Here is a 4,846-nt window from a genome sequence, read left to right on the forward strand (position 1 = left end):
ATCCGCTCGTCCACTACTCCCCCGGCGTCGACGCCCGCCTCGGGCCACCGCGGCGCGCCGCGTCCGCGACCGCGGGCTCGACGGGGACGCCCGGCCCTGGCCACCGGTCCACGAGGTGATCACGACGCCGGCGGGCGGGCCGGCGGGCGCCCACCCGTAAGTCGGGCCGTGGGTGCCACCGGCCCGACGATCCAGTCGACGTGGCTCGACGCGAGCGCCCGCCCGCTCGATGACGACCTCCTCGAGTGGTACCGGAAGCCTTCGCCTTCGCCGAGATCGTGCTGCACCCGTCACAGGCGTACCGCTTCGCGGTGTCGCCGCCGGCCGGTGCCGTCTGGCCGCCGCCGCACGTGCGAGCCTCGCCCGATGCCGTCGCCGGCGCCGCCGACGAGTGGTGCGCGTGGGTGGCCGACCGGAGCGGTGGCGTCCCGGGGCTCGTCGCCGACGCGTGGGCGACCGTGCGCGACGGCGCCGCGACGGCACTCGACGACGTCGACGGCCGCGCGTGGCGCCTGTGCAGTGCGCTGTTGACGCTGCACGCCGTGGCCGACGAGGCGTGCGCCGGCATAGGGGTCACGGTCGGTACGGTGGGCGGGCGGGGCCAGCTTCACCGGCCCGGGCCCGGGAGCTCCTCGCCACCACCGGCTCGCTGGAACGGGTCCCGACCGACCGCCTGCGGGTCGTCCCGAAGGTGCGCACGCCCGTCGGCGGCATCTCGTTCCGGTCGCTGTCGCGCTACGCATGCGTCCGGGACGCCGGCGTCGACGTGCGCTGGCACCGGGCGCCGGTCCGCCGCACCGCCGGTCCGGCCGTCGGGCACGGGAACACCCTGCTGCTGCCGTGGCCGCTCCGCGTCCGGGAGCGTGACTTCCGGCCCGTCCCCGGCTCGGTGCAGCGTACAGAGGACGAGCCCGACGGCTTGTTCACGTTCTGGCCGGCCGAGCAGTTCGACGCCGTCGAGCGGGCGCTCGTCTCCGCCCTCGACGAGGTGGACGGCGTGGAAGTCGTCGTCCTGCCCGAGAGCGCGCCTTCACCCTGCTCGACGATGCGCTCGATCACCGCGACCGCCGTGCCGAGGTCCGCGATGGGCACGATGTCCGGCCCACGGAAGGTGGCCGGCGTGGCCTGGGCACGGGGCGGGCCGATGAACAGCCCCTTTTCGCCGAGGGTGCCGGCGAGCGTGGCGAGCCCGCCTCGATCGAGCGGTCGAGGTGGCTCACCGACCCGAACTCCTGCGGTCCGGGCACCAGCTCGTTGGGGCCGACCGGGCGGAGGACCCGGCCGGAGTGGTCGAAGCCCTCGGCGTCGTGGACGTCGGCGCCCTCGGGCCGCTCCAGGTACACGAAGTGGCGCAGGGCCCGTTCGCCGAAGGGCAGCAGGGCGAGCTGGACGCCGTCCGGGTAGCCGACCACGCCCCCGGTGAGACGGGGCCGGCTCACCTAGGGCGCTGACCCGACGGCGGTGAGGAGGTTGTTGACGAGCGCCCAGTGGAGCATTTCCTCCTTGGCGATGGTGAGGATGCTCCGCCGCCCCGCTCGACCGCCTCGGCCCGGCCGTCGCCAACGCCGGGGGCGCCGCGCTGCGCTGCTTGACGCTGAAGGCGGCATAGAGGTACTCGCACATCAGCCCGTGCTCGAGCTCGGCGGCCTGGCACAGGAGGTAGGTCAGCTCCTTGCGGTTCGAGATGACGACGTCCCGCTCCCAGGCCATCCAGGCCCCCTCTCCGTCGGGCGCGCCGCCGGGCGTCGCCGTTCGACTTGCTACCACGGCCGGTGATCCCCATCGCTGCCGCCAGGGCGGCGTCGGCGGCGTGGGCGGCGTGGGTTCAGGCCTCGGGGAGCGGCGGCGTGACCCCGACGTCGTAGACGAGGCCGTCGTCGGACCGGCGGACGCCCTCCGTCGGGACGTGCGCGGCGAGCCGTCCGTCGTGCATGAGGTGGACCACCTCGAGGCCCCCTACCAGGGCAACGTGGTCGGCCAGCAGGCGGCGATGGCAACGCCACCACAGCGATTCGCTGCACATCACCGCCGTGGGCTCACGCCACGCGATGGAGACGAGCTCATCGCACCCGCCGAGGAACCCGGCGGTCGCCATGTGGTCGGCGTAGCCCCGGAACGCCTCGTGGCGCAGCGCCGCGTGCCTGGAGCCGGCGAGTGGCGGACGCCGACCACCGAGCTCGGGCATCCACACATAGGCCAGTCCCGCCGCCGTGAGCCACCGCTGCATCTCCTCGCTACCGAACTGCGGGTTGCGACGACTGCCCGGGAACGACCGGACGTCGACGATGCGGCGAACGCCGGCGCCGGCGACCAACCCGACGAACACCTCGGCGCCGAGGGTTCCGTGGCCCAACGTGTAGAGCGTCGTCATCGTGTCCCCGCCGCCAAACGTCCCTCGTCCTCCGGCCCCTCGACGAGCACGGCCGCCGGGGGCATGTGGGTACCGTGGGCCGCGACGTCGGCTGCGCTCGCCGCCAGGCCGTCGACTCGCCCGGCCGGATGCCACCGGCGAGGAGGATGGCGGGGCTGAGGGGATCGCTGCGGGTGAGCAGATCCGCCAGTGCACGGTTCCGGTGCTCGTCGACGACGGTTCGACGGATGACCTCCTTGATGCGCGCCAGTATTGCCGCCCCGGGCGGTCGAGCCGTCCCAGCGGGCCGGTCCCGCTCTCACCCCGCCGGCGTCCGGCGTCAGCCGGTTCGCACGCCGCACACCTCGGTGGCGGCCGGCGCCGGCGAGCCGAGGGTCAGCGTCGTGGGCGCGGCCACGTGGAGCCACTCCACCGCTCCCTGGCGGAGCGTGATGGCCCGTGGCGTTCCCGTCAATCCCAGGGTCGACGCCGAATGCAGCGCCACCGTCACGTCGCCCCCTGTGGGCGTGCGCAGCGAGATGGCCCCCGGCCGGGCGAAGCGCACGTCCACCGGTGAGGCACCCGATGGCCCCACGAGGAAGCAGCCCAGGTCTTGATCGCCGTGGAGACCGTCGGCGGGTCACCCGTGGTCTCCGCCGGTGGCTCAGGTTTCAGGGCCACCTGGAGCTGGCCGGCGGCGGTCAGGACGTCCACCTCGGCCGGGGCGTGGTCCGGCAGAGCGCCCTGGCGGTCGAGCCGGCGGAGGAGGGCGACCGTCACGTCCGGTGAGAACCTGGGCTCGGGCTGGGTCGCCACCATGGGGGCGCCATCGTCGGCCAGCTCGGCCGCGGCCAGGACCGTGGTCCGGATGGCCCGCTCGCGGCCGGCCTCGGCGTGGCTCAGCTCGCGGAAGCTGGCCACGTTGTGGACGAGGACGGGGACGAGGACGACGGCGGCGGCAACCTGACGCGACGCCACGCGGCCGGTGGCGTCCGACAGCATGAGACCGAGCGCCGGCAGGAGCAGGGCCACGGCGATGTACAGGTAGCGGCTGGCGGTCGCCTGCTCCACGCCGTAGCCCGACCGGCCGGCGGCCAGCATGGCGAAGAGCGAGGCAGCGCCGATCGCCATCGCCGTGGCGGGAGCCGCCGGGACGCCGGCCACCGCCCGCTGGCGCAGCAGCCAGCCGAGGAGGAGGATCACCAGCACGGCGCCCGCGGCGGGGATGCCACTCGCCCCTTCCAGCGCCGAGGCCAGGCCGGTCCAGAGGTAGCCGGGGGCGTCCAGCACGCTCTCGACGCGCCCGCCTCCGCTGCCCAGTCCCTCGTGGCCGACGACCGCGAACCACAGGGCGTACACGCCGGCGGGCGGCGCCACCGTCGCCAGCGCGTCCCTCACACCCCGCCGCAGGAGGACGGCCACGCCGCTCGTCACCGTCATGATCACACTGATCCCGGAGAACAGGAGGCCGACGACGGCCACCACCCCGGCCACCCGGTCGCGCCGGCCGAACGGGCCGTCGTGGTCCACCAGCAGGAGGTGGGCCAGGCCCACGGCGACCGAGCCGACGAAGCCGATCTGGAAGGCCCAGAGCAGGTTCTCGTGGCCCGACCCGAGAACGGCGAACACGGCGGCGAGCGCGGTCGACACGAGGGGTGCGACACCGACCCGGTTCATCACCCGCCACAGCAGGTGGGCGACGGCGAGGTGGAGCACGACCAGGACCGCCACGTAGGGGAGGTAGCTGCGCAGGCCGACGGCCGCGTAGACGGCGCGGTAGACCAGGATGGGCGCCGTCGACCAGTGCTCGTTGTGCGGCTCGAGCAGGACGCGCCCCCACCCGGACATCCGGTTGGCGAAGAACTCCCACTCGTCGCCGAAGAACCACTGGTTCCGGTTGAACCACAGGATGAGCGGCGCAGCCGCCACCAGCGAAGCCACGTGCCCGAGGCGCGCCGCCACCATGACTGGGTCGCGAGCCGCCCGCCGCCGCGCCGACCACCACGGCTCGGGCAGCGCCTCGATCACGTGGACCTCGGACGCCGGCCGATCCTGCGCCGTGCGGTCGTCGACCGCCCTCTCGGCGACCGGACGGTGGGAGCCCACGTCGGTCAGATGCGGTCGTCGCGCAGGGCCTGCTCGATCCAGGGGATGACCTCGTCCAGCATCTGGTCGAGCGTCGTGGTCGCCTCGAAGCCGAGGACCTTGGCGGCCTTCTCGGTCGACGGCACGCGCTTCTGGACATCGTAGAGGTAGGCGTCGTCGGACACGGTGCGCAGGGGCACGTCGGGGCCCTTGATCTTGCGCCAGATGACCTCGGCCAGCTCCAGCACCGTGGTCGACGTGGCGGTGGACAGGTTGAAGTCCTCGTTGCGGGCGTCGGGGTGCTCCATGGCGGTGACGATGCCGGTGGCCAGGTCCCCGCCGTAGGTGTAGTGGCGCACCTGCGACCCGTCGCCCAGGATGTGCAGGGGGTCCTGGCCCTTGAGCACCTTC

Annotated in this window: 5 protein-coding genes; all 5 read right to left on the reverse strand. The window is 74.0% G+C overall.

What is annotated here, in order from left to right:
* Positions 1–1,055: 1,055 nt before the first annotated feature.
* Positions 1,056–1,439 carry a hypothetical protein gene (locus tag VM242_15825; protein ID HVM06627.1) on the reverse strand — a complete coding sequence of 128 codons (384 nt, stop codon included), beginning with the start codon at positions 1,437–1,439 and terminating at the stop codon, positions 1,056–1,058.
* A gap of 386 nt (positions 1,440–1,825) precedes the next feature.
* On the reverse strand, positions 1,826–2,371 hold the full coding sequence (locus VM242_15830; protein HVM06628.1) for a DUF488 domain-containing protein: 546 nt from the start codon (positions 2,369–2,371) through the stop codon (positions 1,826–1,828).
* Between the two features lie 319 nt (positions 2,372–2,690).
* Complete coding sequence (locus tag VM242_15835; GenBank protein ID HVM06629.1) at positions 2,691–2,861, reverse strand: hypothetical protein; 171 nt, start codon at positions 2,859–2,861, stop codon at positions 2,691–2,693.
* Entirely contained in the window at positions 2,858–4,456 is a 1,599-nt protein-coding gene (locus VM242_15840; protein HVM06630.1) for a hypothetical protein, read from the reverse strand. The genes VM242_15835 and VM242_15840 overlap by 4 nt, the downstream gene beginning before the upstream one ends.
* 5 nt (positions 4,457–4,461) lie before the next feature.
* The coding region (locus VM242_15845) for a GDP-mannose 4,6-dehydratase (protein HVM06631.1) at positions 4,462–4,846 on the reverse strand (385 nt) is incomplete at its 5' end.

This window comes from Acidimicrobiales bacterium, from assembly GCA_035540975.1.
Classification (GTDB): domain Bacteria; phylum Actinomycetota; class Acidimicrobiia; order Acidimicrobiales.